Annotated in this window: 34 protein-coding genes; 23 read left to right on the top strand and 11 right to left on the bottom strand. The window is 63.4% G+C overall.

Annotated features, from left to right (window positions below):
• Nucleotides 1-1,551 (bottom strand): carboxylesterase/lipase family protein, encoded by a 1,551-nt coding sequence (locus tag ABIB91_RS23875; protein WP_354163876.1) that lies wholly within the window; start codon nt 1,549-1,551, stop codon nt 1-3.
• Nucleotides 1,552-1,800: 249 nt separating this feature from the next.
• Here ABIB91_RS23875 and ABIB91_RS23880 point away from each other — a divergent pair, with 249 nt between their 5' ends.
• The 3 genes from ABIB91_RS23880 to ABIB91_RS23890 are packed head-to-tail and all read left to right on the top strand — an operon-like array spanning nt 1,801 to nt 3,679.
• Nucleotides 1,801-2,598, top strand: a complete 798-nt coding sequence (locus ABIB91_RS23880; protein ID WP_354163874.1) for an AraC family transcriptional regulator — start codon at nt 1,801-1,803, stop codon at nt 2,596-2,598.
• Between the two features lie 56 nt (nt 2,599-2,654).
• Complete coding sequence (locus ABIB91_RS23885) at nt 2,655-3,317, top strand: SRPBCC family protein (protein ID WP_354163872.1); 663 nt, start codon at nt 2,655-2,657, stop codon at nt 3,315-3,317.
• Nucleotides 3,317-3,679 carry an ArsR/SmtB family transcription factor gene (locus ABIB91_RS23890; RefSeq protein WP_354163870.1) on the top strand — a complete coding sequence of 121 codons (363 nt, stop codon included), beginning with the start codon at nt 3,317-3,319 and terminating at the stop codon, nt 3,677-3,679. Before ABIB91_RS23885 ends, ABIB91_RS23890 begins: the two co-directional genes overlap by 1 nt.
• 35 nt (nt 3,680-3,714) lie before the next feature.
• On the opposite strand, the gene ABIB91_RS23895 is transcribed toward ABIB91_RS23890, so the two are convergent.
• The 3 genes from ABIB91_RS23895 to ABIB91_RS23905 all read right to left on the bottom strand — a co-directional run bounded on the left by ABIB91_RS23895 (nt 3,715) and on the right by ABIB91_RS23905 (nt 5,162).
• Complete coding sequence (locus tag ABIB91_RS23895) at nt 3,715-4,119, bottom strand: MAPEG family protein (RefSeq protein WP_354163868.1); 405 nt, start codon at nt 4,117-4,119, stop codon at nt 3,715-3,717.
• A gap of 25 nt (nt 4,120-4,144) precedes the next feature.
• A complete protein-coding gene (locus ABIB91_RS23900; protein WP_354163866.1) occupies nt 4,145-4,558 on the bottom strand; it encodes a GFA family protein in 414 nt (137 codons plus the stop codon).
• 106 nt (nt 4,559-4,664) lie between these two features.
• A complete protein-coding gene (locus ABIB91_RS23905) occupies nt 4,665-5,162 on the bottom strand; it encodes a peptide deformylase (protein ID WP_354163864.1) in 498 nt (165 codons plus the stop codon).
• Between the two features lie 76 nt (nt 5,163-5,238).
• On the opposite strand from ABIB91_RS23905, the gene ABIB91_RS23910 reads away from it, so the two are divergent.
• The 3 genes from ABIB91_RS23910 (at nt 5,239) to ABIB91_RS23920 (ending at nt 7,999) form a co-directional block, all read left to right on the top strand.
• Nucleotides 5,239-5,823, top strand: coding sequence for a TetR/AcrR family transcriptional regulator (locus ABIB91_RS23910; RefSeq protein ID WP_354163862.1), 585 nt, complete (start codon nt 5,239-5,241; stop codon nt 5,821-5,823).
• Nucleotides 5,824-5,928: 105 nt separating this feature from the next.
• A complete protein-coding gene (locus ABIB91_RS23915) occupies nt 5,929-6,507 on the top strand; it encodes a DUF308 domain-containing protein (protein WP_354163860.1) in 579 nt (192 codons plus the stop codon).
• Between the two features lie 271 nt (nt 6,508-6,778).
• The gene (locus ABIB91_RS23920; RefSeq protein WP_354127948.1) at nt 6,779-7,999 is read left to right on the top strand and encodes an MFS transporter; all 1,221 of its coding nucleotides are present in this window, start codon (nt 6,779-6,781) and stop codon (nt 7,997-7,999) included.
• 22 nt (nt 8,000-8,021) lie between these two features.
• Here the strand turns inward: ABIB91_RS23920 and ABIB91_RS23925 are convergent, their stop codons facing one another.
• The 3 genes from ABIB91_RS23925 to ABIB91_RS23935 form a co-directional block, all read right to left on the bottom strand.
• Nucleotides 8,022-8,408 carry an ester cyclase gene (locus tag ABIB91_RS23925; protein WP_354163857.1) on the bottom strand — a complete coding sequence of 129 codons (387 nt, stop codon included), beginning with the start codon at nt 8,406-8,408 and terminating at the stop codon, nt 8,022-8,024.
• Nucleotides 8,409-8,465: 57 nt separating this feature from the next.
• Nucleotides 8,466-9,338 (bottom strand): bifunctional helix-turn-helix transcriptional regulator/GNAT family N-acetyltransferase, encoded by an 873-nt coding sequence (locus ABIB91_RS23930; protein WP_354163855.1) that lies wholly within the window; start codon nt 9,336-9,338, stop codon nt 8,466-8,468.
• 74 nt (nt 9,339-9,412) lie between these two features.
• On the bottom strand, nt 9,413-9,766 hold the full coding sequence (locus tag ABIB91_RS23935) for an MmcQ/YjbR family DNA-binding protein (protein ID WP_354163853.1): 354 nt from the start codon (nt 9,764-9,766) through the stop codon (nt 9,413-9,415).
• Nucleotides 9,767-9,937: 171 nt separating this feature from the next.
• On the opposite strand from ABIB91_RS23935, the gene ABIB91_RS23940 reads away from it, so the two are divergent.
• The 10 genes from ABIB91_RS23940 to ABIB91_RS23985 all read left to right on the top strand — a co-directional run bounded on the left by ABIB91_RS23940 (nt 9,938) and on the right by ABIB91_RS23985 (nt 17,022).
• Nucleotides 9,938-11,602, top strand: coding sequence for an acetolactate synthase large subunit (locus tag ABIB91_RS23940; protein ID WP_354163851.1), 1,665 nt, complete (start codon nt 9,938-9,940; stop codon nt 11,600-11,602).
• 182 nt (nt 11,603-11,784) lie between these two features.
• Nucleotides 11,785-12,132: a Lin0512 family protein gene (locus tag ABIB91_RS23945; protein WP_007592122.1), complete on the top strand. Its 348-nt coding sequence runs from the start codon at nt 11,785-11,787 to the stop codon at nt 12,130-12,132.
• A gap of 4 nt (nt 12,133-12,136) precedes the next feature.
• Nucleotides 12,137-12,829: a GNAT family N-acetyltransferase gene (locus ABIB91_RS23950; protein ID WP_354163849.1), complete on the top strand. Its 693-nt coding sequence runs from the start codon at nt 12,137-12,139 to the stop codon at nt 12,827-12,829.
• Between the two features lie 75 nt (nt 12,830-12,904).
• A complete protein-coding gene (locus tag ABIB91_RS23955) occupies nt 12,905-14,089 on the top strand; it encodes a serine hydrolase domain-containing protein (RefSeq protein ID WP_354163847.1) in 1,185 nt (394 codons plus the stop codon).
• A 98-nt stretch (nt 14,090-14,187) separates the two neighbouring features.
• Nucleotides 14,188-14,397, top strand: a complete 210-nt coding sequence (locus ABIB91_RS23960; protein WP_027517471.1) for a YgaP family membrane protein — start codon at nt 14,188-14,190, stop codon at nt 14,395-14,397.
• Nucleotides 14,394-14,915, top strand: a complete 522-nt coding sequence (locus ABIB91_RS23965; protein WP_354163844.1) for an RNA polymerase sigma factor — start codon at nt 14,394-14,396, stop codon at nt 14,913-14,915. The genes ABIB91_RS23960 and ABIB91_RS23965 overlap by 4 nt, the downstream gene beginning before the upstream one ends.
• A 3-nt stretch (nt 14,916-14,918) precedes the next feature.
• Nucleotides 14,919-15,266 carry a carboxymuconolactone decarboxylase family protein gene (locus tag ABIB91_RS23970; RefSeq protein WP_354163842.1) on the top strand — a complete coding sequence of 116 codons (348 nt, stop codon included), beginning with the start codon at nt 14,919-14,921 and terminating at the stop codon, nt 15,264-15,266.
• A gap of 34 nt (nt 15,267-15,300) precedes the next feature.
• Complete coding sequence (locus ABIB91_RS23975) at nt 15,301-15,966, top strand: DUF429 domain-containing protein (protein WP_354163840.1); 666 nt, start codon at nt 15,301-15,303, stop codon at nt 15,964-15,966.
• A gap of 114 nt (nt 15,967-16,080) precedes the next feature.
• Entirely contained in the window at nt 16,081-16,224 is a 144-nt protein-coding gene (locus ABIB91_RS23980; protein WP_354163838.1) for a hypothetical protein, read from the top strand.
• 93 nt (nt 16,225-16,317) lie between these two features.
• Nucleotides 16,318-17,022, top strand: a complete 705-nt coding sequence (locus tag ABIB91_RS23985) for a glutathione S-transferase family protein (RefSeq protein ID WP_354163921.1) — start codon at nt 16,318-16,320, stop codon at nt 17,020-17,022.
• Nucleotides 17,023-17,024: 2 nt separating this feature from the next.
• Here ABIB91_RS23985 and ABIB91_RS23990 read toward each other — a convergent pair whose 3' ends face one another.
• The 3 genes from ABIB91_RS23990 to ABIB91_RS24000 form a co-directional block, all read right to left on the bottom strand.
• Nucleotides 17,025-17,807 (bottom strand): sulfite exporter TauE/SafE family protein, encoded by a 783-nt coding sequence (locus ABIB91_RS23990; RefSeq protein ID WP_354163836.1) that lies wholly within the window; start codon nt 17,805-17,807, stop codon nt 17,025-17,027.
• A gap of 3 nt (nt 17,808-17,810) precedes the next feature.
• On the bottom strand, nt 17,811-18,443 hold the full coding sequence (locus ABIB91_RS23995) for a TetR/AcrR family transcriptional regulator (protein WP_354163834.1): 633 nt from the start codon (nt 18,441-18,443) through the stop codon (nt 17,811-17,813).
• A gap of 216 nt (nt 18,444-18,659) precedes the next feature.
• Entirely contained in the window at nt 18,660-19,031 is a 372-nt protein-coding gene (locus ABIB91_RS24000; protein WP_354163832.1) for a tRNA-binding protein, read from the bottom strand.
• 105 nt (nt 19,032-19,136) lie between these two features.
• On the opposite strand from ABIB91_RS24000, the gene ABIB91_RS24005 reads away from it, so the two are divergent.
• On the top strand, nt 19,137-19,511 hold the full coding sequence (locus ABIB91_RS24005; protein WP_354163830.1) for an ArsC family reductase: 375 nt from the start codon (nt 19,137-19,139) through the stop codon (nt 19,509-19,511).
• Nucleotides 19,512-19,514: 3 nt separating this feature from the next.
• On the opposite strand, the gene ABIB91_RS24010 is transcribed toward ABIB91_RS24005, so the two are convergent.
• Nucleotides 19,515-20,162, bottom strand: coding sequence for a hypothetical protein (locus ABIB91_RS24010; protein WP_088941288.1), 648 nt, complete (start codon nt 20,160-20,162; stop codon nt 19,515-19,517).
• Between the two features lie 371 nt (nt 20,163-20,533).
• Between ABIB91_RS24010 and ABIB91_RS24015 the strand changes: the two genes are divergently transcribed.
• The 6 genes from ABIB91_RS24015 to ABIB91_RS24040 all read left to right on the top strand — a co-directional run bounded on the left by ABIB91_RS24015 (nt 20,534) and on the right by ABIB91_RS24040 (nt 25,994).
• A complete protein-coding gene (locus ABIB91_RS24015; protein WP_018459153.1) occupies nt 20,534-21,289 on the top strand; it encodes an ABC transporter ATP-binding protein in 756 nt (251 codons plus the stop codon).
• The gene (locus ABIB91_RS24020) at nt 21,282-22,028 is read left to right on the top strand and encodes an ABC transporter ATP-binding protein (protein ID WP_007592091.1); all 747 of its coding nucleotides are present in this window, start codon (nt 21,282-21,284) and stop codon (nt 22,026-22,028) included. The genes ABIB91_RS24015 and ABIB91_RS24020 overlap by 8 nt, the downstream gene beginning before the upstream one ends.
• 33 nt (nt 22,029-22,061) lie before the next feature.
• Nucleotides 22,062-23,285, top strand: a complete 1,224-nt coding sequence (locus ABIB91_RS24025) for an ABC transporter substrate-binding protein (RefSeq protein ID WP_007592089.1) — start codon at nt 22,062-22,064, stop codon at nt 23,283-23,285.
• 72 nt (nt 23,286-23,357) lie between these two features.
• Nucleotides 23,358-24,221, top strand: a complete 864-nt coding sequence (locus ABIB91_RS24030) for a branched-chain amino acid ABC transporter permease (RefSeq protein WP_354163827.1) — start codon at nt 23,358-23,360, stop codon at nt 24,219-24,221.
• Nucleotide 24,222: 1 nt separating this feature from the next.
• The gene (locus ABIB91_RS24035) at nt 24,223-25,191 is read left to right on the top strand and encodes a branched-chain amino acid ABC transporter permease (protein ID WP_007592084.1); all 969 of its coding nucleotides are present in this window, start codon (nt 24,223-24,225) and stop codon (nt 25,189-25,191) included.
• Nucleotides 25,192-25,349: 158 nt separating this feature from the next.
• Nucleotides 25,350-25,994 carry a DUF47 domain-containing protein gene (locus ABIB91_RS24040; protein ID WP_007592082.1) on the top strand — a complete coding sequence of 215 codons (645 nt, stop codon included), beginning with the start codon at nt 25,350-25,352 and terminating at the stop codon, nt 25,992-25,994.
• The last annotated feature ends 10 nt before the right edge of the window (nt 25,995-26,004 follow it).

The raw sequence follows: 26,004 nt of genomic DNA on the forward strand, positions 1-26,004 counted from the left end.
TCACGGCAGCTCCCGCCAGCGCATCGGCAAAATGCCGTCCTGCCTGAAGCTATCGAGGAAGCGGAAGCGGGCGGCTTGCGGATTGGGGCGGGATTCGATCGGTTTGCCCAGGATCTGCACGACGTCGTTCTCGTCATAGGCGGGCCAGGGTGGCAGGTCCGATCCGTTGGGATCGCCATGCGCGGCGAAATTGACCCAATAGGCCATCATGGTCCGCGCCAGCGCGCGGTCCTCTTCGGCCGGCGGTGCCGAGCTGCCGATCACCTGTTGCGGTGTGAGTGTGCCGAACACGAACGGGATCTCAGTGACGTGCGAGGCGATCGGCGTGTAATGCGAGGTATAGCTGAAGTGATAGCCGTAGACCGGCGCTTGTCCCCCGCGCCGATGCAGACGCAGCCACTGCCAGCATTGCTCGCCGACCACGATGTCGCCGTTAAGCGCCGCCGCGGAAGTCCTGGCCTCCGCGTCGGTCGCGGCGGGATAGACCTTCAGGAAATCGGCCATGCGCTCCTTGCCGAACGTCGCCCGGGCCGCGGCGAGAAAGTCTTGTGCCGATTGATCGGGGAGTGACTGCGAACGGAAAGGAAATTCCTCGGCAGCGTTCCAGCCCGCCAGCAGCGGGATGTGCATCTGTTCGCCGCGAAGGAATCGCCGTGCGGGCACATCAGGCACAACATGACCATCGATACTCGGCGAGAAGGCCGTCACGACCGGGCTGGTCCTGAAACTCCATGGCGCGGCTGCATTCAATCGATCGGCCGGCATGCTGCGCAAAACTGCGATCGACCCGTTGCCCCGTTGCCGGGCAAAAGCCAGACCACGCGCGCGGGCTTCTTCAAAGCCCTGGAGTGGGCCGTGCTTGCCATCCCAGAACGCGCCGCTCTGTCCAATGGCCTTGTGAAACAGTCCGTGCGCGAGCGGCGAGGCCATCAAGATGCCGACGGCCATGGCGCCGGCGGATTCGCCGAACAGGGTGACGTTATCGGAGTCGCCGCCAAAGCCGGCGATGTTGGCCTTGACCCAGCGCAGCGCCATCAGTTGATCCTGCAGGCCGTAATTGCCTGACGGCGCCTCCATGTCGAGATCGGGATGGGCGAGGAAGCCGAAGATGCCGAGGCGGTAGTTGAAGCTGACGACGACGACACCTTTCACTGCTAGCGCGTTGCCATCGGTTGCAGGATTGGCCGAGGAGCCGAACTGAAAGCCGCCGCCGTGAATCCACACCATCACGGGCCGCTTCTCGTCCGCGTGCTTCGCCGCGGTCCAGACGTTGAGATAAAGGCAATCCTCGTCACGCGGCCCCGGCCGCTGGTCGTTTTCGAGCGCCGACAGACACCCCGCGCCGAACACGAGCGCATCGCGCACGCCATCCCAGGGCGTCGGCGACTGCGGTGCGCACCAACGCAGAGGCCCGACCGGCGGTGCTGCGTAGGGAATGCCTTTGAACGCGATCACGCCGCTTGCATCGCGCGGACCGGCACGCAGGGTGCCTGCTTGCGTGCGGACCACGCGTTGCAGCTTGGCTGCTGTCACACTTGTGGAACCATGCATGGTGACATCTCCAGGGCAATCGCACACAGAGCGTGTCCTTCATGGTTCGAGACGCCCGCCTGAGAGCGGGCTCCTCACCATGAGGATTTGCGATTGCGCCGCGAAACAAGACCTCATCCTGAGGAGCCCGCCGATGCGGGCGTCTCGAAGGATGGCCACAGCGAAACCGCTGCCACGCCGAGATCCTATCGACTTTCTTGTTCGCTCGATTTAGATATTCTGCCAATCGATTGCTAAAAACCGGCAAGCATGCGGCAGCCGCTCCGTTTTCCATGGCCTGATCTCGACGTGGATGATGTCTCCGCGCCCGTTATCGCCGTGCGCGTCGACGTGATCGGGACTAAGGGCGAGGTGCCCGATCACAGGCACCGGAAGGGGCAACTTGTCTTTGCGCTGGGAGGCGCCGTGACATGCCGCATTCCCACCGGTCTGTGGATGGTGCCGCCGCATTGCGCAGTGTGGGTGCCCGGGGGCATGCAGCACAGCAACCTCGCGACAGAAAATGCCCGGCTGTTCTTCGTCTATATCGAGCCTGACCGCGTGGACCTGCCGGATCGTTGCTGCACGCTCTCGATCTCCCCGCTGCTGCGTGAAGTGATCGTCGAATTGTCCGATCAGATCGCGGATGACGAGGCGAGGGTGGACCTTCTGGCAAGCGTCCTTCTGCGCGAGCTTCCCCGCATGCCCGTTCAGCAGCTTCATCTGCCGCTCTCGCCCGAGCCGCGGTTGAAGAAGATTGCCGCAGCGCTGGCGAAAAACCCTTCCGATCGCAGGACGCTGGCCGAATGGGCCGATCGCGTCGCGCTGAGCGAGAGCAGCCTCGCGCGTCTCGTCGTCCGGGAGACGGGCTTGAGCTTCGGGCGCTGGCGCCAGCAATTGCATCTGATCGTCGCCTTGCGGGAGCTGACGTCCGGCGCGAGCGTCCAGCAGGTGTCCGCCGATCTCGGCTACGACTCCGTCGCGGCCTTCATCACCATGTTCAAGAAGGCGCTCGGAAAACCGCCGGGGAAATATCTGAGCGGCATTTTCCCTGAATATAAGAGTTGACTTATATTAGCTTCAACCGATATTCATCCTGGCACGAAACGACGAGGAGGAGCGCCATGGAGATCGACGTCGTCAGGGTATTGGGGCTGGTTACGCGTTCGGTGAGGAATTTCGAGAAGGACGGGAAAGCGGCCAGTGCGGTGACACTGACGCGGCTTTACGAAACCAGCGTCGACGATCTCTGGGACGCAGTGACCAGCGAACAACGCATTCCGCGCTGGTTCTTGCCGGTCGAGGGAGATCTCCGGCTCGGCGGAAAGTACCAGCTCAAGGGGAATGCCGGCGGGACCATCACGGCGTGTACGCCGCCGACCCATTTTGCGGCGACTTGGGAATTCGGCGGCGCGATGAGCTGGATCGATGTCAAGCTGTCGGCAGAACGAAGCCAGGCGCGGCTGACGCTTGAGCACACGGCGATGATCGAGGATCATTGGAATCAGTTCGGTCCAGGGGCAGTCGGGATCGGCTGGGATCTCGCCATTGCGGGGCTGGAGCGATATGTTGCGACCGGGGCATCGGTCGACCATGAGACGGCCGAGGCATGGATGGGCTCTTCCGCGGGCAAGGAATTCATGACGAGCAGCGGCGAGTATTGGCGCGCAGCACATGTCGCAAGCGGCGTGGATCCTGCCTCCGCGAAGCAGCGCTCCGACCGCACCATCGCCTTCTATCGCGGCGAGACGCCGCCCGACGTGGTGCATCCGGGCACAGGAAGGTGATGCAAATCTTCGAGGTCCTCGCCGACCCCGTCCGCCGTCGCATCCTCGAGCTGCTTGCGCCCGGCGAGATGGCCTCCGGCAAGGTCGTCGAAGTGATCGGGGCGGAGTTCGGGATCACGCAGGCCGCCGTGTCGCAGCACCTCAAGGTGCTGCGCGAGAGCGGCTTCGCCACGGTTCGCGCGGAGGCGCAACGACGGCTCTATTCGGTCGATGCTGCGGGGCTCCAAGCGGTGGATGCATGGGTCGGTCAGTTCCGCAATTTCTGGGAGCCGAAGCTGGATGCGCTGGCGACGGAAATTGCGCGCGGCAAACGCGAGCGTCGTAACGCGCCCATGACCAAGCGGAGCGGCAAGCGGGCGTGATGGCGCGGCAAAGGCAAAGTCGCTATCGCGCCGCATCAGTGAGGCACGAAAGCCGCTGCCAAAACGGCAAGCATGCCAAAGCTGGCGATATTCCAGAACAGTGAGCGGACGAGCGGTATGCCGGATAAGTAAAGCGCGGTGTAGGCGATGCGTCCGCCAAGATAGGCGATCGATCCCCAATAAGTCAGCTCATTGTGAACGCCTGCGGCGTGAGAGATGAGGATCGCTGCGGCAAAGAACGGAAACGTCTCCATGTAGTTGCGGAAATTTCGGTTGAGGCGGCCGGGGATGGGCTTGAGCGGCGGCATCTCGTTGTCGCGCGGGCTCGCAGCCCATCTGAGGCCGTACTGCAGGTTCGCGGCTTGCGCGGCGGCGACAAGCTGTACGAAGCCCCAGACGATTGCGGCGGCCAGCATCGATAGCTCAAAGCTCATCGCCATTGGCTGTCCCCCAATCTGCAAGAAATCAGCGCGATCCCGGGTGCCATTCCGGCAGTTTGGGAATCTCGGGATCGAGGTGATCCCAGGCATATCCGCGCGAGCAGAACAGCACGACGGACGGCTTGAACGTGCTGGCATCGTCCAGTGTGCCGACATAGATGCCGATGAACTCCGGCTTCTCGTCCGGCTTGTTGTAGATCGGCGAGCCGCAGCTCGGACAGAATCCCTTGTGCTTGACCGCGCCGCTGTCGGCAGTGCGCTCGATTTCGCGCACCTCGCCTGTCACCGAGACTGCGCTGCGCGCGAACACGAAGATGGAGCTGTGGCCGCTGCCGGTATCGCGCTGACAGTCGCTGCACTGACATTGGAAGCCGCGGATCGGCGCGGACGCAATGGTGTAACAAACCGCGCCGCAGGCGCAACGACCTGAATATGTCATTCGTCTCCCTCCCGACGGGGCCGACCGTTCCAATCATATCAGGCTGGTTTGATTTCGCCACATCGAGCAGCCGGCGCGATTTCACACAAGATCTTTGCCGGCCCGCTCACTCGCGCGACATCTTCTCAAACCTCTTCACCAGCCGTTCGCGCTTCAGCCGCGACAGGCGCTGGATCCAGAACATGCCGTCGAGCTGGTCGATCTCGTGCTGGTGGCAGACGGCGCGCAAGGCTTCCGAATCCTCGCTGTGCACGTTGCCGTCGAGATCCTGATAGCTGATCCGCACGCGCGCGTGGCGCTGGATGTCGTCGTTGACGCCGGGCATCGAGACACTGCCCTCGCGATGCATGATCATCTCGGGCGAGGCCCATTCGATCTCCGGATTGACGTAGGTCCGCGGTCCGTCCTTCGGGTCGAGTTCGAGCACGACGACGCGCAAGGGCACGCCGACATGCGGCGCCGTGATGCCGATGCCGGGCGCGGCGCGCATGGTCTCGAGCAAATCCGTTGCGAGCTCACGCAAACCGGCGTCGAACGCGGTGACGGGGCGGGCCGGCAGCGCGAGGCGGCGGTCGGGATAGCGGACGATCGGGCGAATGGTCATGCAGGCTCCTAGCACTCACGGATGGTTGAAGCATCCCGTTCTTGACGCCCTACCAACTGGAAGGTAGCTAAGGCCCATGACCAACGTCTCCTCAACTGCCGACGACATCCTGGCCTGCGCGCGCAGCTTGATCATCGCGGGCGGCTATAACGGTTTCAGCTATGCCGACGTGGCCGATGTTGTCGGCATCCGCAAGCCAAGCATCCACCACCATTTCGCCAGCAAGGTCGATCTGGTCCGCACCCTCGTGTCGCGCTACCGCGCCGAAGCCGAGGCGGGACTGTCCGCGCTCGAGCGCAATGTCCCTGATCCGTGCGGCCAGCTCGAAAACTATGTCGCGTACTGGAAGGCGTGCATCAATGATGCGACGGCGCCGTTCTGCGTGTGCGCGCTGCTGGCCAGCGAGCTTCCGATCCTGCCGGAGGAGGTTGCGCTCGAAGTCCGTGCGCACTTCCGCTCCCTGGCTTCCTGGCTGACGGCCGTCATGGAGCGCGGCAAGCGGAAAGGGCAGCTCAAACTCTCCGGCACGGCCCGAATCGAGGCCGAAGGATTCATGGCGACCATTCACGGCGCGATGCTGTCGGCGCGTGCCTATGGCGATCCAAAAATATTCGGTGTGATCACCACCCCGCTGCTGGACCGGCTGGCCAACAAGCATTGAGAGACATCAGCGAAGCAATGGCGACAGGCCGCAAGCGGGCTGGAGCGAAGTCGGTTTCGCTATGTGTAAGAAAACTACCAACTAGTAGGTATAGGAGAGACTGCAATGGCGCGATATCAATTGGATCCGGTTCATACCGACCGCGAGCGATGGCTGAAGCAATACTACTTCGTGCGGGCGGCATTCTCGATTGCCTGGGTCGCTGCTGCGTTTGCCGCCGCGGCTTCTTCTCCAGTGATCGCCGGCGCCTTGCTCGTCCTCTATCCCGCATGGGACGCCGCCGCCAATTTCGCGGACGCGGTTCGCAGCGGCAGGCTCGCTCAAAGCCGCACGCAGGCTCTGAACGTTGTCGTCAGCCTGGCGACCACCGTAGCGGTGCTTGTGACCTTGCAGATGAGCATGAACCGGGTGCTCGGTATCTTCGGGGCATGGGCAATTCTGTCCGGACTGCTGCAGTTGGGGACGGCCATCCGCCGCTGGCGGAGTTTTGGCGCTCAATGGGCCATGGTGCTCAGTGGTGGCCAGTCGGCGCTTGCGGGCGGTTTCTTCATCTTTCAGGCCACGATGCCCGCGGTTCCGTCGATCGCGAATGTCGCGGGCTATGCCGCCGTCGGTGCGCTCTACTTCCTGGTCTCTGCGGTCTGGCTCACGGTCGGCGAGTGGCGGCGCGGCGTGGCTGCTTGAAGCCTGTTCGCGAGGGGACGAGATCGATAGCGGCGGGATGATGCCATGATGCAGGTGTTTTGCCCGACGAGTCAAACGGCGGTTCCTCGCACGGCAAAGGGCTGCGCTGTAAGTCCTTGATACCAAAGCGCCCGGCTACTGTGCATGGGGTTGTTTTCGCCGTTTTTGTTTGGCAGGTCACAAAAGCCTGCCGCAAAAACTTGCGTCGGCCTGTCGGTCCACCATGTTCCCATTCGTCTTCCACCCAGACAGACCTGACGGGAGACCAAAAATGAACTCTTCCTCCTATCGCTGGGTGATCGTCGCCGCGGGCGGCTTGCTCGGCTGCGTCGCCATCGGCGGCATGTTTTCGCTGCCGGTGTTCCTGCAGCCGATCGCGAAGGACACCGGCTGGTCGGTGACCGGCATCTCCAGCGCGATGACGATCGGCTTTCTGGCGATGGCCTTCACCAGCATGGCCTGGGGCACGTTGACGGACCGGTTCGGGCCGCGGCCGGTGGTGCTGACGGGATCGACGGTGCTGACCGTGAGCCTGTTCGCGGCGAGCCACGCCACCTCGCTGCTGGCGTTTCAGTTCGTCTTCGGCCTTCTGGTCGGGGCGTCCTGTGCGGCGATCTTCGCGCCGATGATGGCGACCGTGACCGGCTGGTTCGACACCCATCGCAGCCTCGCGGTCTCGCTGGTGTCGGCCGGCATGGGCATGGCGCCGATGACGATGGCGCCGCTCGCGGCCTGGCTCGTCTCCAACCATGACTGGCGCACCGCGATGCAGATCGTAGCGCTGGTGGTTGGCGCCATCATGATCCCGGTCTCGTTCCTGGTGCGCCGCCCGCCGGCGCTCGCGCACGCCGTGGCCGCGCCTGCGGGCGAGGGCGCCGGGCAAGGCGAGATGTCGATGGGGGAGGCGCTGCGCTCGCCGCAATTCCTGATCCTGCTCGCCACTAACTTCTTCTGCTGCGCCACCCATTCCGGCCCGATCATTCACACCGTCTCCTATGCCGTGAGCTGCGGCATCCCGCTGGTTGCGGCGGTGACGATCTACAGCATCGAGGGCTTTGCCGGCCTCGGCGGGCGCATCGCTTTCGGCCTGATGGGTGACCGCTTCGGCGCCAAGCGCGTGCTCGTCTCGGGCCTGCTGTTGCAGGCGTTCGGCGCGCTGGGTTATGTCTTCGCGCACCAGCTCACGACATTCTACGCCGTCGGGGCCGTCTTCGGCTTCATCTATGCCGGCACCATGCCGCTCTACGCGGTGCTGATCCGCGAGAACTTCCCGCTCAAGATGATGGGCACGGTGATCGGCGGCACCGCGATGGCCGGCAGTCTCGGCATGGCCACGGGCCCGCTCGCCGGCGGCCTGATCTACGATGCGTTCTCGAGCTACGCCTGGCTCTATATCGCCTCCTGGGCGATGGGCCTCGGCGCCTTCCTGATGGCGATGAATTTCAAGCCGTTCCCGAAGCCGCGAGCGGAGTTGGCGCCGGCGGCGGCGTAAGCAGGTTCATCGAGGCGCAGCGCTAGAGCTGCGCCTCGATCGCGGGCTTGTCGACGATGGACCACACGTGCCGTATTTTTCCGTCGCGAAATTGATAGAACACGTTTTCGCAGAAGGACACGCGCCTGCCGTTCACATCCAGCCCCAGAAACGTTCCAGCCGGCGTGCAATCGAACGTCAGCCGGGAGGCGATTTGGGGCGGATCGCAGACCAGCAGCTCGATGTTGAAATGCAGATCGGGAATTGAGCGAAAATCCTGCTCCAGCATGGCACGATAGCCGGACAATCCGAACGGTCGCGCATTGTGGACGACGTCATCGTGAACGAATTGTCCGAGCGCGGGCCAATCCTGCCGGTTCAGGCAGGCGATGTAATTGCGGTAGATGTCGGCGAGGTCGGACCTGGTCATGGCGTTGCTCCTGCGGCTCCGGCCATAACGCGGCAACGGGGCGATCGGCGCCCGCGCTCACAGACGTTTTTCGAAGAACAGGTCCGGGTAGGGATCGTCATTGAAGCGGGGGATCTCGCTCCAGCCGCTTCTTCGGTAGAGCTGGCCGGCCTCCGCCAGCGCGCTGTTGGTGTCGAGCCGCAGCAGCTTGATGCCGAGCCCGCGCGCGACATCCTCGCTCGCGTCCATCAGGCGCCGGCCGAGCCGCAATCCGCGCGCCGCCGGTGCGACCCACAGACGCTTGATCTCGGCATAGCCGTGATCCGTGCCTTTCAGCCCGACGCAGCCGACCGGCAGCGTGTCCGACATCGCGACGATGAACGTGCCGCGCGGGCGGCGCATATCCTTGGCGTCAGGATCGCGCGACAGCGAGACGTCAAAGCCCTGCTTGAAGCGGCGGCCGAGCTCGCCATAATATTCGCCGAGGCAATAACGGGCCTGTTCGCTCCGCGGATCTATCTCGTCCAGCGTGACGCGCTCGCGCGTCAATGCGGAAGCAATCAAATCCATCGCCGCCAGCAGCGCCTCGCGTTGTGAATGCTGGGCAAGGAAGCCCTCGGCCTGCGTGTTCGACAGCGCTTCATAGGCCGCGAACTCGCGCCGGCCCGCACGAGTCAACGATACCACGCGGCGGCGCGCATCTTCCTCATGCGCAATGGTCTCGACCAGCCCCTCGTCCTCGAGGCTGCGGAGCAGGCGGCTCATCAGGCCGGAATCGAGGCCGAGATAGTCGCGGATCTCGGCCACGTCCGAACGTCCATGCCCGATCGCGTTGAGCACGCGCGCCGCCCCCAATGGCCGCCCGCGCCCCAGGAATGACGTGTCGAGCGCACCGACAGCGGACGTGACGGCACGGTTGAAGCGGCGGACGCGGGAAACAGGGTCGAGCATGATATATCTGACTTTAGTCAGGCATATCATCGATGTCAATCAGCGCAGGCTTTCGCTTCGGCACCGGCTGCACTTCACTCGAGGCCCAGCGCCTTGCGGGACTTCCGCGTGAGTTTCGCCGCGACCAGCGCGTGCGCCTGCGCCAGATAGCTCGTGAGCTCGGCGTCTGATAGCGCGTTGTTGCCGACGAGCTGCACCCACTTGGCGCGCGCCAGATAGGGCGCCGGCCGCGCAAGGCCGTGCTCAATCAGCATGGCATAGGCCATGTTCGAGACCTTGAACATGTAGCCGCCGGAGCACGCGGCAAAGCCGCCGCCGAGTGCGAACATCTTGCCGCCGACCTTGAACACGGAGGTGCCCTCCCACTGCACCACCTTGGTGACGGCGGGCAGGCGCAGGCAGCGGGTTTCGAAGGTATTGGGAGTCATCGCCCGAGCGATAGCACAGCGCACGCGGCAAGGACACGAGAGGGACGAGCGTTGTCGCCACGAGGATGGTGCGGTTGCGCGCCTCTTTGTGAGTTGTGCCCGCGCCGCGGACCGTTACCATGTGCCGGCTGCCGTGGAACACGGGAGCCGACATTGTGACCGGGAGGCGACATGAGTGGGCAGGAACGCAAAGCAAAAGGATCCGACCTGTTCGTCGCGGCGCTGGAGAACGAAGGCGTCGACCGCATCTTCGGCGTGCCCGGCGAGGAGAATCTCGATCTGGTGGAATCGTTGCGCACCTCCAAAATCGAACTGATCCTGACCCGTCACGAGCAGGCAGCCGCCTTCATGGCCGCGACGCATGGGCGGCTGACCGGCAAGCCCGGAGTTTGTCTTTCGACGCTCGGCCCGGGCGCGCTCAATCTGTCGACGGGCGCGGCATATGCGCATCTTGGTGCGATGCCGATGATCTTGATCACCGGCCAGAAGCCGATCATGAGCAGCCGGCAGGCGCGTTTCCAGATCGTCGATGTGGTCGCCACCATGAAGCCGTTGACGAAATTGTCGCGGCAGATCATCAGCGCCTCCAGCATCCCAACCGTGGTCCGCGATGCGTTTCGCGTGGCGATGGAGGAGCGGCCGGGGCCCGTGCATCTCGAACTGCCCGAAGATATCGCAGGCGATGAAGTGCCTGAGGTCCCGGTGATCCCGGTTCATCCGATCGAGATTCCGGTCGCCCATCGCGCCGCGCTCGACCGCGCCGCCGAGATGATTTTGGCCGCGAAGCATCCGCTGGTGATGATGGGCGCTGCGACCAGCCGGCCGCGCGCGACACACGGCATCGCCAGCTTCGTGCGGCGGACCGGCATTCCCTTCTTCACCACGCAGATGGGCAAGGGCACGGTGCCCGGCGGCACCAATCTCTACATGGGCACCGCCGCGCTGTCCGAGCGCGACTACGTTCATGACGCGATCGACTCCGCCGATCTGATCGTCGCGATCGGTCACGACCCGATCGAGAAGCCGCCCTTTATCATGGGACCATCGGGCCCCAAGGTGATTCACGTCAGCTACACACCGGCCAGCGTCGAGCTGGTCTATTTTCCCGATGCGGAAGTCGTCGGCGACGTCGGCCCCAGCCTGGAGCTGCTCGCCGACCGGCTCGAAGGTAAGCTGCCGCAAGCCGCCGCGCTGCTGCCACTGCGCGAAAAGATCCTTACGCAGATCGCCGACCGCGCCACAGAAGCGCGCTGGCCGCCGACGCCGCAACGCATCGTGCACGACATTCGGCAGGTCATTCCGGAGAACGGCATCGTCGCGCTCGACAACGGCATGTACAAGATCTGGTTCGCGCGCAACTACCGCACCCGCGTCGCCAACACGCTGCTGCTCGACAATGCGCTGGCGACGATGGGCGCCGGGCTGCCGTCGGCGATGATGGCCGCGATGCTCTATCCGGAGCGCCGCGTGCTCGCGGTCGCCGGCGACGGCGGCTTCATGATGAACAGCCAGGAGATGGAGACCGCCGTCCGCCTCAAGCTCAATCTCGTCGTGCTGGTGCTCGAGGACAACGCCTACGGCATGATCCGCTGGAAGCAGGCCGTCGATCACTTCGCCGATTTCGGCATGACCTTTGGCAATCCCGATTTCGTCCTGTACGCGAGGGTTTATGGAGCGAAAGGACATCGCATCGAGAGCATCGACAGCTTTGGCCCGACCTTGGATGCCGCCTTCAAGGAGGGCGGCGTGCATCTGGTCGTGATCCCGATCGATTATTCGGAGAATGTGCGGGTGCTCGTTGAGGAGCTGCGGGCGAGGGAGAAGTCGAAGGCGTGAGTTTGTGCGATGCTGCTGCCCCCGCGTCATTGCGAGCGAAGCGAAGCAATCCAGGTTGTCTCCGCGGGGGCGGCCTGGATTGTTTGGTCGCTTTGCTCCTCGCAATGACGGAGTATGCGGGCCGGCCTGAATACGATAACAAGTCGCGTCCATATCATCCAATCAACCACAGGAATAAGAACATGGCTCGCGTTCGCTGTATCACCGAGATGGGCATGGGCGTCGACGTCCACGGCAGGGACGCCACCAAGGCGGCGAAGCGTGCCGTGTCTGATGCCATCAGGCATTCGAGCCTCGGCTTCTTCCGGATGATCGACAAGACTGCGAACGACATGTTCGTGGACGTCACGATTGCGGTGCCGAATCCCGAAGCCGTCGACAAGGACGCGGTCGCGAAGGAGCTGCCTTACGGCACTGTCACCGTCAACGCGGTGAAGGGCGGGCTAGAGATTCCCTCGGCCCCCGAACAGGGCAACGATCCTATCCTCATCGCCAATGCCGCCGTCATCGTCAGCTTCGAGAAGGAGTGAGACGGTGTCCGCCGGTGACCTGACGCTGCTGGATCGCCCGATCTGGAGCGCGCTGACGACCAGCCACAAACATCTGGCCGAGGGTGGCCCGCGAGCGTTGCGCTATCCGGTGGACATGACGCCCTTTGCCGACATGGTCGACATGTCCGAGGCGAGCTTTGCCGCGCTTCGTGATCTCCTGTCGGGCTCGCAGGTCGCCGCGCTGTTCACGCCGGAGGCCGTCGACGTTCCCGCCGGCTTCAAGGTCGTCCTTGCCGAGACCGGCGAGCAGATGATCGGCTCTCCGGCCGACAGTCCGCTTCGCGATGCCGAGATTGTCCGGCTGGGTGCCGCCGACGTTCCCGCCATGTTGGCGCTGACGGAGTTGACGAAGCCCGGTCCATTCGCGCGGCGCACGCACGAACTCGGGACGTTTCTCGGCATCCGCGCCGGCGGCGAATTGGTCGCAATGGCCGGCGAGCGCATGAAGCCGGGCAATTTCGTCGAGATGACGGCAGTCTGCGTCCACCCCGACCATCGCGGCCGGGGCTACGCGCAGGCGCTGCTGGCGGCGGTCGCGCGCCAGATCGAGGCGCGCGGCGAAATTCCGTTCCTGCACGTGTTCTCGAGCAACTCATCGGCCATCGCGCTGTACCAGCGGCAGGGGATGTGGATTCGGCGCCGCCTGCACGTCACTGCGTTCATGAAGCAGGAATGAGCCGCGCCGTCCGGTCAGGCTTCATATCCGGCGAATTCACGCTATATCGATCCCAACCATCATTGGGGGAAGCACATGGACGCCAGAACACCTGATTTTTCCGCCACGCGGACGGCAATGCAGCGTTACGTCGATCAGGAGATCATTCCGGGTGCATCCTGGGCGGTGCTGCGGGGCCGCGAGGTCGTCGATCAGCAATGCGTCGGTTTCGCCGATCGCGAGGCGAGCACCGCGCTGCGGCCCGATCACATTTTTCGTGCGTTCTCCAATACCAAGATCTTCGTCACCTGCGCGATCATGCTGCTGGTCGAGGAAGGCCGCATCGGGCTCGATGACGTTGTCGAGAAATTCCTGCCGCAACTCGGCAATCGCAAGGTTCTGAAGCCGGGCGCTTTGAGCCTTGCCGACGTCGAACCGGCGAAGAGCCCGATCACGATCCGGCAGCTTCTGACTCACACCTCCGGCCTCAGCTACGGCGTCTTCGATCCCGGTACGGTGCTGTTCAAAGCCTATAACGAGGCGCGCGTTCTCAATCCGTTGACGCCGCTGACCGGCATGATCGACCAGCTCGCCGGTCTGCCGCTGTCCTTTCATCCCGGCACGGCCTGGGAATATTCGGTTGCGACCGACGTGCTTGGGCGTGTCGTGGAGGTCGTCTCCGGCAAGCCGCTCGACGCCGTCCTCAAGACGCGCATCTTCGAGCCGCTCGGCATGACCGACACCGGCTTCCAAGTGCCGGACGCGCAGCAGGGCAGGCTGGTCGCGCTCTACAACGGCACGGATGTGCTCGATCCCATGAAGCCCGGGCTCACGCGGGCCGACGACCTGCCTTATCCGCAGGCCTATCGGCGGCAATTCCCGCGGCTGTCGGGTGGCGGCGGACTGGTCTCGACCTTGCCCGACATGCTTGCTTTGGTACGGGCGCTGCTCCCCGGCTCGGATGCTCTGCTGAAGCCGGAGACGCTGCGGTTGATGATGACGAACCAGTTGCCCGCCGGCGAGAACATCCGCTTCGCCAATCTCGGCCCGATCCCCGGCAAGGGCTTTGGCCTCGGCGGCGCCGTCACCTTCGCGCCGACGCCGTTCGATCCCCCGAATTCGACCGGCGAATTCCAGTGGGGCGGCCTTGCCGGCACCCATTGGTGGATCTGCCCGCAGGCCAATACCGCCGGCGTGCTGATGGCGCAGCGCTACATGGGCTTCTGGAATCCGTTTTTCTTCGAATTCAAGCGTCTGGCCTATCAGGCCGTCGGAGGCTGATCGCGAAAAAAACTGCATGTTGCCGCGAATCCTTTCCGGTCGTCGCGCCCTCTCTTGACGGTCGAGGCATTTTGCTTCGGCTTATGTCGGAGGATGTGATGGCATTTTACAGGAAGAACATCGGGGGCCTGCATCAGGCCGTGCGGATCGCCTTGGGCGTCGCGGTGGCCGTCGCGGCATTCGTGTATCTTACCGGCGCCGCGGCGTGGCTGGTTGCGCTCGGCGGCGCCGGCTTCGCACTGACCGGCCTCGTCGGCTATTGTCCGATGTGCGCGATGGCCGGTATCGGAAGGGGAGGCGTGTCGTGAGCGCCGCTGTGATCTCGCCGGACCTGTTCGAGGCCGCACGCCTTGGCGATCCCCAGGCGATCGCGTCTCTGCTCGAGATGGCGCAGCCGAACATCCGCCGCTACGCCCGCGCCACCTGTCGCAGCTCGGCGGATGCCGAGGATGCGATGCAGGAGGCGCTGTGGATCCTGTTTCGCCATGTCGGCACCATCCGCTCGTGGCTGGCATTTTCGGCCTGGCTGTTCAGTGTGGTCCGCCGCGAATGCCTGCGGCTCGCCCGCAAGGCGGGCCTTGCGCCGGCGATCGACGACGCAGAGGCGGAGGCGCTGCTGTTGTCGCGTCCTGAGGCCGATTTGCGGCTCGACGTCGCGGCGGCCTTCGAGGCGCTGCCGCCGCACTACCGCGACGTCGCGCTGATGCGCGACGTCAAGGAAATGACCATCGACGAAATCGCCGTCGCACTCGGTGCGACCCGGCAGACCGTGAAAGCACGCCTGCATCGCGCCCGCGCTCTGATGCGCGAATACCTGACGAGATGAGCCATGAGCGATTATCAAAGCCCTGACGATCTGAAATCCATCCCAGGCTTCGTGGCGCTCGCGCCGGTCGAGGCCAACGCGTTCCTTGCGTTCAAGCACGCGGTCGAGCGCAAGGACGGATTGATTCCGCCAAAATATCGCGAGCTGATCTCGCTCGCGGTCGCGCTCACCACGCAATGCGCCTATTGCCTCGATGTGCACACGGCGCAAGCGGTGAAGGCCGGTGTAACGCGCGAAGAAATCGCGGAAGCCGCGCTGATTGCGGCGGCGGTTCGCGCCGGCAGCACGCTCGGCCATGCGTTGTTGGCGCAGCGCCTGTTCGAGCGACATCGGGGCGAGGAACCCGGATAAAGGAGCGGGCAGATGTCCGTCGGGGATCAGGAAATTGCCAAACTATCTCGGCCTTGACGGATTTCGCTTCGGCTGGGTCGCCGCCTGGATCGACCACCGCGGCGATCACGGGTTCGACTATTCGCCGGGTCTCGCGCGGCTGCTCGCGCTGCCGCATGCACGCGCGATGATCGACATGCCGATCGGATTGAAATGGAGCGGATACCGCATCTGCGATTTGCGGGCGCGCGAGCTGGTTGGTCCCGCCGTGTTTCTCGGCGCGCGCCGTGACCTCTGGCGATTTGCCGATATGGCTGCAGCTAACCGGCACTACTGGGAGCGCGAGGGCAAGGGCAGGGGCGTGTCGGCGCAGCTCTGGAACATCAGGGACAAGATCAGGGACGTCGACGAGATCATGACGCCGGAGCGGCAGGCGACCATCGGCGAAGCGCATCCGGAATTGATTTTTTGGAATCTGGCTGGGCGGGCCCGGCTCGCAAAGAAGGCCTCGGCAGAGGGCCGCGAGCAGCGCATCGCACTCCTGGAGCAGCGCGGCTTCGCGCGTTTGCCGAAATGGCTGACTCAACGACACGGCACCGGCATCGGCCGTAACGATCTCATCGACGCCTGTGCCTGCGCCATCGCGGCACGCGACAGCACGCAGAGGTTCGGCGGAGAGGAGACCGACCCGAGGGGCTTGCGGATGGAGATCAATTATTGAGGCTGTCGGCGTGCGAGGGGCCGGGAAAAAGCTGCAATTTATTTGAAGCTTGCAGGAACAGACGACGGCTGGCCTGCGTTCCTCGTGCGAACCGAACACGGAGAAGCTCGTCCGATGAGGGATGGCAGTCAATTCGCGACCGCGATGCTTGCGCTCGTCTTCACCGGAGCACTGCTGGTCACCGGCCAACTTTTCATCGAGCAACGCTCGCAGCGCGATGTGATGCACGCCACCAACCATTCGCTGCGGCCGTTGTGACCTGTGCGGGAAAATGATCTGACCACTCGACCTTGCGTCGTTCGTCCGCTTGCCTAAACTAGGCGGCATCTCATGAACGAAGCCGGGGTCCTGATGTCCGATCTGTCCGCCTTTCCCATCACCAAGCGCTGGCCGGCCAAGCACCCGGAGCTGCTCCAGCTCTATTCGCTGCCGACGCCGAACGGCGTCAAGGTCTCGATCATGCTGGAAGAGATCGGGCTTCCCTACGAAGTCCATCTCGTCGATTTCGGCAAGGACGACCAGAAGACACCGGAATTCCTCTCGCTCAATCCGAATGGCAAGATCCCGGCGATCCTCGATCCCGACGGTCCCGGCGGGAGGCCACTGCCGCTGTTCGAATCCGGGGCGATCCTGCAATACCTCGCGGAGAAGACCGGCAAGCTGCTGCCGCAGGATCCCGCGCGCCGCTACCAGACCCTCCAGTGGTTGCATTTCCAGATGGGTGGTATCGGGCCGATGTTCGGCCAGGTCGGCTTTTTCCACAAATTCGCCGGCAAGGACTTTGAGGACAAGCGGCCGCTCGAGCGCTACGTGGGCGAGGCCAAGCGGCTGCTCGGGGTGATGGAGATGCGTCTTGCCGGCCGGCAATGGTTCATGGACGACGACTACACCATCGCCGACATCTCCATGCTCGGCTGGGTGCGCAACCTCATCGGCTTCTACGGCGCCGGCGATCTCGTCGAGTTCAGCCAGTTCAAATCCGTCGCCGCCTGGCTCGAACGCGGGCTGGCGCGTCCGGCGGTCGAGCGCGGGCTGAACATTCCGAAGCGGCCGTAAGATCAGGTTAGCGCCTTGTGGGTCATGTAGAGCGCCATCAGCAGGATGAGGACGATCATGACCCGGCGCAGTACCGATTTGCTGACGCCATTGGCCGCGCGTGCACCGAGATCGGTGCCGACCCAGAGGCCGGCCAGGATGCCGATGATGGCCGGCCAGCCGACCATGAGCCCCTTGCTCCAATAGATCCACGCGGCCGGAATATTGGTCGGGATGACCGAGAAGACGAGGCTGACGAGCTGCGCCTGATGCTGCGGCACCCGCAGGCCTGCCGCCAGCCCGACGGTAATCGCCAGCCCGCCGCCGATGCCCATGAAGCCGGAGGAAAATCCGGCAAGCATGCCGATGAGGAGCAGCGGCAGCCACGGCAGCTCGTCTCGGTCGCCGGTCTCATTGCTTTTGTCCTCGCGGTCGCGGCGCAGGATCAGGAGAGCGATCAGTGCGACGAGATAGACGACGTAGGTCCATTGCAACACCGCGTCGGAGACTGCGGCCGCAGCGTAGCCGCCGCCGGCGCCGCCGAACAGAAAGCCGATGCCGATCCAAACGATCCACAGCAACGGGCTGCGATTGCCGTTCTGCCAATAGCGGCGAACACCCGCGAGTCCCGTCGGTGGAACCTGCGTGATCAGCGATGTGCCCTGGGCGACGTGTTGCTCGGCGCCGAGCAGCAGCACGCTGAAGATCACGAGACCGCCTCCGGGACTCGTGCCCATGAAGCCCGATGTCAGCCCGCCGATGAGACCGACCCCAATGCCTGCGAGCAGGTCGTGGATCCACGGCATCGCTCAGTTCCTGGTCCGTCGCTTGACGTCGGCCTTCGTGGTGCGAAATCCATCGATCACGCCGGTCACGGCCGCCATGCAGGCCTCGATGTCAAAATCCTGGCCCCAGCATTTCTGCAGCACAAAGCCCTGGAAGATCGCGATCAGCACGCGCGCGATCGCTTCAGGACCGAGATCGCGCTTGATGAGGCCGTCATGCTGGCCGCGCTCGACCAGTGCGACGATCAGGGCGCGCGGCATGTCGATGCCTTCCACGACGCTGGTGCGGACGCGTCGGTTGCGCAGGGCCTCGGCCCAGCCATGGATACCGACACGGCGGCGCGCTTCGCCGGCGGGGTCGGTGAGCCATTGCGCGTAGACGCCGACCAGTGCGTGAAGTCCTTCGATCGGATCGCCCGATCCTTGCGCGACCGAGTTGAGCACGGCCTCGCGCCGGTGCCGGTCGTCGGCGAGTGCCTCGATCAGATCGTCCTTGCTCTGGAAGTAGAGATAGACCGCACCGTGGCTCAGCCCCGACCGTTTGACGATGTCGGCCATCCCGGTCTGGTGAAAGCCGTCCTCGGCGAAGCAGGCAAGGGCGGCTTGGAGGATCTGCTGCCGCCGGCTTTCGCGTTGCTTGTCGCTGATCTTGGGCATCCGGCTATCCATAAATAACTGACAGGTCGATCGTTTTATCCGTTCCTCGGAGGAGGTAATTGATAAGGGCGGCTGAGATAAAAAACGATCAGTCAGTCATTTATATTATCAAAAAGGATCCCGGTCAATCCCGACGCCCCGGGTCGGGAAACAGGAGGGCTGAACCGTTAATGGGACGCCGCCGGCGGCCTGGAACCGTCCCTTGATCGCGCGGTGCTAGAACAGCCGTCCGCCGTTCGGCACGGGCTTGCTCGGCTGCACCAGCACGACCTTGCCGTCGGTATCGGGGAAACCGAGGGTGAGCACCTCCGAGACAACCGGGCCGATCTGGCGCGGCGGGAAATTCACGACCGCGGCCACCTGTTGGCCCACCAGCGTTTCAAGCGGATGGTTTTCGGTGATCTGCGCCGAACTCTTGCGCACACCGATCGCGGGACCGAAGTCGATCCACAGCCGCCAGGCCGGCTTGCGCGCCTCCGGGAACGGCTTCGCATCGACGATGGTGCCGACGCGGATATCGACCGCGAGAAAAGTGTCGAAGTCGATGGTCGGCGACGCAGTCGCGGCTGGACCGTGGGTGATGTGCATGGAGTGTCCGTTCGAAGAGCTGGCGTCGTTCGCAATATTGTCGCGCGAACCGGAGTTGCGTACAACGCCTTGGGATCACGACACGACGGATGCGCGAGGAACGTTTTGCCCAACATCATCTACGGCATCAAGAACTGCGACACCATGAAGAAGGCGCGCGCCTGGCTCGACAGCCATGGCGTCGCCTACGCGTTTCACGACTACAAGACGGCGGGCGTGGAGAAGGACAAGCTCAAGCAGTGGAGCGACAAGGTCGGTTGGGAGACGCTGCTCAATCGCGCCGGGACGACCTTCAAGAAGCTGCCCGATGCCGACAAAGAAGGCCTCTCCGAGAAAAAGGCGCTGGCGTTGATGCTAGCGCAACCATCGATGATCAAGCGGCCGGTGCTTGAATTTGGTGGCAAGCTGCTGGTCGGCTTCAAGCCGGACATCTATGCCAAGGAAGTCAAGACCAAGGAAGCCGCCGCCAAATCGCGCTGAGCGCTAGTTCAGCTCGATGATCTCGCTGGGAAGGCCGGAGCCCTGCTGGTCCGCGAACTCGACCAACTCGGCCGGCGCGATGCGGCCTGGGGTGCGGTGGAACAGGTCGCGGTCGATCACCGCGCGCAATCTCGGGCGCGGCAGCGCGTCATTTCCGCGCATCAGATTCTTGATCTCGAAGCCGCCGTCCTCGCAGAAGGTCTTGAGCGATGCGATGATGTGACAGACCTTGCCGTCGGTCTGGAACGGCAGCAGCAGGCGCTCATAGGCGACGATACGGCCGTAGATGTCATCGACGTCGGCAACGCTGTAGACTGGCACCCCGCGCGCCACGCATTCATGATAGACCGGCATTACCAGGGGCACGAGACGCGGCCCGATATAGTCGTCGAGCAGAACGCCCTTGCCGGTGTGTCCATAGGCGCGCGAGATGCGCGTACCTTCGCTCTGGATGGTCAGACGCGGTGTCGGCGTCGACATGTCCACCGTATAATAGATCAGATCGGAGAGCTCTTCCTCGAGCCGCGCAGGCTGGTACTCCCAAATCGCCGGGGCCGTCTGCTCGCGCGCATAGAGCCGCAGCCACGTGTTCAGGAGATCACGCTGCCTGATCGACTTGACCACGGAAGGAGCGGCGCTTGCAAAATCCAACACAATATTCCCGGCGAATAGAAATTACGGACGCATCAAACCCGCGCATGATCCTCGTTGCGGGAAAATTTTCTATGAAGGCTGGCGCATGGAACGAAAGACCGTTAACGACGGCTTGATGACCGGCGCTTTGCGAACCGGGAAGCCGGGCAGGCGCGACATCAAAACACGTCCGACTAAGGGAGCATAAGTCTCCCGGCCGGAGGCCTGACCTGCTCAGCTTTCCGCCTTGCCTAACCCCCGTCACCTCCGGCATATTCCGCGCCCGGAGGCGGCGTTCCGGATGGGCTCCAGGGAGTGGCTCCAAGGCCTCCGGAAAGCCGAAGCAACAAGGATAGCCACGCGCGTTGTGCGGGCAGGGGGAAAACTGTTTGGCCGATGAGTTCATTCTCGAAACGGAAGGCTTGACCAAGGAGTTCGCGGGCTTCTTCGCCGTCCGCGACGTTGCGCTCAAGGTTCGCCGTGGGAGCATTCACGCGTTGATCGGCCCGAACGGTGCCGGCAAGACGACGTGTTTCAATCTTTTGACCAAGTTCCTCAAACCGTCTGCCGGAAAAATCCTGTACAAGGGGCAGGACATCACCGCGATGGCGCCCGCCGACGTGGCCCGCCTGGGGCTGGTTCGCTCGTTCCAGATCTCGGCCGTATTTCCCCATCTCACCGCGCTGGAAAACGTCCGCGTCGCGCTTCAGCGCCAGCACGGCAGCTCCTTCGATTTCTGGCGCTCAAAGTCCGTGCTCAACCAATTCAACGATCGCGCGCGCGAGCTGTTGAACGATGTCGGCCTCAGCGAGTTTTCCAATACGCCCGCGGTCGAGATGCCCTACGGGCGCAAGCGCGCACTGGAGATCGCAACCACGCTCGCGCTCGACCCGGAGATGATGCTGCTGGACGAGCCGATGGCCGGCATGGGCCACGAGGACATCGACAAGATCGCGGCGCTGATCAAGCGCATTTCCGCGAAATACACCATCCTGATGGTCGAGCATAACCTGAGCGTCGTGGCCAATCTCTCCGACATCATCACCGTGTTGACGCGCGGGCAGGTGCTGGCGCAAGGCCATTACAGCGAGCTGACCAAGGACGAACGCGTCAAGGAAGCCTATCTGGGAGCCGGTCATGGCTGAGACGGCAACGGCGGACGCTCCCGCAAAGACTGCGAGCGGCGGCAACCTCCTCCAGGTCCGCAACCTGGAAGCCTGGTACGGCGAGTCCCACATCCTGCACGGGATCAACTTCGACGTGAACGCAGGCGAGGTCGTCACCCTGCTCGGGCGCAACGGCGCCGGCAAGACCACCACGCTGAAGTCGATCATGGGCATCATCGGCAAGCGCACCGGCTCGGTGAAGTTCAACAACCAGGACATCATCCGCACGACCTCGGACAAGATCGCGCGGATGGGAATCGCGTTCTGCCCGGAAGAGCGCGGAATTTTCTCCAGCCTCGATGTCCGCGAGAACCTGCTGTTGCCACCGGTGGTGCGTCCCGGCGGATTGCCGCTCGAGCAGATCTTCGATCTGTTTCCGAACCTGAAGGAACGGCTCAACAGCCAGGGAACCAAACTCTCCGGCGGCGAGCAGCAGATGCTTGCGATCGCGCGCATCCTGCGCACCGGCGCGAACTTCCTGATGCTGGACGAGCCGACCGAGGGTCTCGCGCCCGTCATCATCCAGCAGATCGGCCACACCATCGCGCGGCTCAAGAAGGAGGGTTTTACGATCCTCCTGGTCGAGCAGAACTTCCGGTTCGCATCCACCGTCGCCGACCGCTATTACGTGGTCGAGCACGGCAAGATCATTGACGGATTTTCCAATGCGGAGCTTGCCGCCAACATGGACAAGCTCCACACCTATCTCGGCGTCTAGAACTGCCAACAAAAAGATTCATAGGGAAGTAGCATGATGACAAAGTCGATTGCGTCGTTTCTGCTCGGCACGGCGCTGGCCGTGACCGCCACCGGTGCAGCCTTCGCTCAGGACAAGACCGTCAAGATCGGCGCGCTGTCCGATCAGTCCGGGCTCTATGCCGACCTCGGCGGACCGGGCTCGACGCTCGCCGCGCAGATGGCCATTGAAGATTCCGGCCTGGCTGCGAAGGGCTGGAAGATCGACATCATCTCGGGTGATCACCAGAACAAGCCCGACATCGGCACCGCGATCGCGCGGCAATGGTTTGACGTCGACAAGGTCGACGTCATCGTCGACGTGCCGAATTCCGGCGTGGCGCTTGCGGTCAACAACGTCGTCAAGGAAAAGAACGGCGTCTACATCAACTCGGGCGCGGCGACCTCGGATTTGACCAACGCGCAGTGCTCGCCCAACACGGTGCACTGGACCTACGACACCTACATGCTGGCCCACACCACCGGCCAGGCGCTGGTGAAGGCTGGCGGCGACACCTGGTTCTTTCTGACCGCGGACTACGCTTTTGGCGCGGCGCTGGAGCGCGACACCACCGCTGTCGTTACGGCCAATGGCGGCAAGGTGGTCGGCGGCGTCAAGCACCCGCTGAACACGCCGGACTTCTCGTCCTTCCTGCTCCAGGCGCAGGCCTCCAAGGCCAAGATCATCGGCCTTGCCAATGCGGGCGGCGACACCACCAACACGATCAAGCAGGCGGCCGAGTTCGGCATCGTCAAGGGCGGCCAGAAGCTCGCGGCGCTGCTGCTGTTCCTGACTGACGTCAAGGCGATCGGGCTCGAGACCGCTCAAGGCCTCAACTTCACCGAGACCTTCTACTGGGACATGAACGACCAGACCCGGGCGTTCTCCAAGCGCTTCGCCGAGAAGATGAAGAACAACGCGCCGCCGACCATGGTGCAGGCCGGCGTCTATGCGGGCGTGCGTCACTATTTCAAGGCACTGGAAGCGCTCGGCGGCAACCCGCACGACGGCGCCAAGGTCGTCGAGAAGATGAAGTCGATGCCGACGGAAGACGATCTGTTCGGCAAGGGCGAGATCCAGCCCAACGGTCGCACCATCCACAATGCCTATCTGTTCGAGGTGAAGAAGCCCTCCGAGTCCAAGGGACCGTGGGACTTCTACAAGCTGGTCGGCACGGTGCCGGGCGACCAGGCCTTCACGCCGCTGTCCGAGAGCAAGTGCGCGCTCTTGAAGAAGTAAGATAACCGCCCGCAGGCCATCAGGCCTGCGGGCGACTTTCAGGGAACGCCGAAGGGACCGGGTGCGGGATCGATGCAGGCTCTTTACGCTCAGCTACTGGTGGGACTGATCAACGGCTCGTTCTACGCGCTGCTCAGTCTCGGGCTTGCCGTGATCTTCGGCATGCTCAACATCATCAATTTCGCCCATGGCGCGCTCTACATGACGGGCGCGTTCGTCGCCTACTTCCTGCTGAACATCGGCGGCATCAACTACTGGTGGGCGTTGCTGTTGGCGCCGATCATCGTCGGCATCTTCGGCATGATCCTGGAACGGACCATGCTGCAATGGCTGACGGGGCTCGATCATCTCTACGGCCTGCTCCTGACCTTCGGCATTGCGCTGATCGTGCAGGGCGTGTTCCAGAACTATTTCGGCTCCTCTGGCATGCCTTACGCCATTCCGGACCAGCTCAAGGGCGGCATGAATCTCGGCTTCATGTTCCTGCCCATTTATCGCGGCTGGGTCGTCATCTTCTCGCTGGTGGTCTGCATCGCGACCTGGTTCCTGATTGAGAAGACGCGTCTCGGCGCCTATTTGCGTGCCGCGACTGAAAACCCGACGCTGGTGCGCGCCTTCGGCGTCAACGTGCCGCGCATGATCACGCTGACCTATGGTTTGGGTGTCGGCCTGGCCGCGCTTGCCGGCGTGCTGTCGGCGCCGATCAACCAGGTGCGGCCGCTGATGGGCGCCGACCTGATCATCGTGGTGTTCGCGGTGGTCGTGATTGGCGGCATGGGATCGATCATGGGCTCCATCATCACCGGCTTTGCGCTCGGTGTGATCGAGGGCATGACCAAATATTTCTACCCCGAGGCCTCCAACACCGTCGTGTTCGTGCTGATGGTGCTGGTGCTCTTGGTGAAGCCAACGGGATTGACGGGAAGGGCGGCCTGATATGACAGCCTTGACGGACGACACGCTGCCGGTAACCCCGCGCGCGATCCGCGACGAGATGATCGTGTTCGTGGTGATGGCGCTGCTGCTGGCTTCGGTGCCATTCACGGGCGTCTACCCGTTCTTCGTGATGCAGGCGCTGTGCTTCGCGCTGCTCGCCTGCGCCTTCAACCTGCTGATCGGCTACGGCGGTTTGCTGTCCTTCGGCCATGCGATGTTCTTAGGCACCGCCGGCTATTGCAGCGCGCATGCGCTGAAGGTCTGGGCGCTGCCGCCGGAGCTCGGCATCCTCGTCGGCGTCGCCGGTGCCTTCGTGCTCTCGCTCATCACGGGCTATATCTCGATCCGGCGCCAGGGCATCTATTTCTCGATGATCACGCTGGCGCTGTCGCAGCTTCTGTACTTCATCTACCTCCAGGCGCCGTTTACCCATGGCGAAGACGGCATCCAGGGCATCCCGCAAGGACGCATGTTCGGCGTGTTCGATCTGACCAAGCCGACCGTGCTCTACTATGTGGTTCTGGTCGGCTTCCTCGCCGGCTTCCTGCTGATCTTCCGCATCATCAACTCGCCCTTCGGCGAAGTCCTCAAGGCGATCCGCGAGAACGAGCCGCGCGCGATCTCGCTGGGTTACCGCACCGATCAGTACAAGTTCCTGGCTTTCGTCCTGTCGGGTACGCTGGCCGGCTTTGCCGGTGCGCTGAAAGTCTTCGTGGCGCAGAATGCCTCGCTCACCGACGTGCACTGGTCAATGTCGGGCGAAGTCGTGCTGATGACGCTGGTCGGTGGTCTAGGAACCGTGTTCGGTCCCGTGGTCGGTGCCTTCGTGATCATCGCCATGCAGCAATATCTGGCGGGGTTCGGGCAGTGGGTGACCGTGATCCAGGGCTCGATCTTCGTGATCTGCGTGCTCACCTTCCGCCGTGGCGTCATCGGCGAAATCGCGCATTACTTCCGGCGGTCGCTGTAAGTCATTGATCTAATGGAAGATGTGTTGACTCGCGAAAGCGGTGGATGATCCGGCTCCACGGGCGTGAGGTGGCACGCGCGTGGATCGAAAATGGTCTATGACAGTTTCATGACGGCCCCCTTTGGCCAGGCCATTATCCAACCGGTAGTTTCTCTCCCATGATGCGATTGTTTCGCTCTTTCCTGCCCAAGGAAGAACGGTTCTTCGACCTGTTCGACCGCCACGCCCAGACCGTGATCCAGGGCTCGATCGCGCTCCAGAGCATGCTCAACGGGGGCGAGGAGACGCCGGTCTATTGCCAGCGCGTCAACCAGTTCGAGAACGATGCGGACAATATCACCCGTGAGGTGCTGACGGCGGTGCGTCGCACCTTCATCACCCCGTTCGACCGCGGCGACATCAAGAACCTGATCACCTCGATGGACGACGCCATCGACCAGATGCAGCAGACCGCCAAGGCCGTGATGCTGTTCGAGGTCCGCAGCTTCGAGCCCCCGATGCGGGAGATCGGCGGGCTCCTGATCGAATGCGCCAATCTGGTCGGCCGTGCGCTGCCGCTGATGCAGAAGATCGGTCAGAACGTGGCCATGCTGACTGCGATCACGGAAGAGCTTGGCAAACTGGAAGGCCGCGTCGACGATCTCCATGATATCGGGCTGAAGGAACTGTTCCTCAAGCATCGCGACGGCAACGCGATGGATTTCATCGTGGGCGCAGAGATTTACGACCATCTCGAGAAAGTCGCCGATCGCTTCGACGACGTCGCGAACGAGATCAACAGCATCGTCATCGAGCAAGTTTAGGGCAGGGGCC

This window comes from Bradyrhizobium sp. JR4.3 (assembly GCF_040547695.1).
In the GTDB taxonomy this organism is placed as follows: domain Bacteria; phylum Pseudomonadota; class Alphaproteobacteria; order Rhizobiales; family Xanthobacteraceae; genus Bradyrhizobium; species Bradyrhizobium canariense.